Below are 571 nucleotides of genomic sequence, written 5' to 3' on the forward strand. Positions count from 1 at the left end.
AACCCACCTTGACGAACGGCCGCGTTAGCGGCCGTTGTCTTTCAGTCCGTTCTCTCCGGCTGCCAGCGATGCGGCAGCAGTTCTCCGATCCGGCCATTGTGCAGCGTCGGCAACCGAGTAAGCACGTCCTTCAGATAGGCATACGGATCATGCCCGTTGAGCTTGGCCGACTGGATCAGGCTCATCACCGCAGCCGCCCGCCGGCCCGCCCGCAACGATCCCGCGAACAGCCAGTTCTTGCGCCCCAGCGCCACCGGCCGGATCTGGTTCTCGATCCAGTTGTTGTCTATCGGCAAGCGCCCATCCTCCAGGTAGCGCGTCAGCGCCACCCAGCGTTTCAGGCTGTAGTCCAAGGCCCGGCTGATGCCGCTGTTGCCCGGTACCTTGTCTCGATGTGCCAGCATCCAAGCTTGCAGCGCATCGGCCAAGGGCCGGGCCTGTTCTTGCCGTAATCGCTGCCGTTCATCTGGCGTCAGATGCTTGGCTTGGGCCTCAATGGCATACAGCGCCTGGATCGAGGCCAGCGCCTGTTCGGCGATCTGGCTTTTGCCTGCCTGGTGCAGTTCGTGGA

At 63.2% G+C, this 571-nt stretch carries 1 protein-coding gene; it reads right to left on the reverse strand.

All coding sequences use genetic code 11. The features are described 5' to 3' along the window. Window positions 1–41: 41 nt before the first annotated feature. Window positions 42–571 (reverse strand): IS66 family transposase (tnpC, locus tag ACNA1V_RS17445; protein ID WP_415834828.1); only part of this gene is annotated, 530 nt, incomplete at its 5' end.

The organism is Kerstersia similis (assembly GCF_965139615.1).
In the GTDB taxonomy this organism is placed as follows: Bacteria; Pseudomonadota; Gammaproteobacteria; order Burkholderiales; family Burkholderiaceae_B; genus Kerstersia; species Kerstersia similis.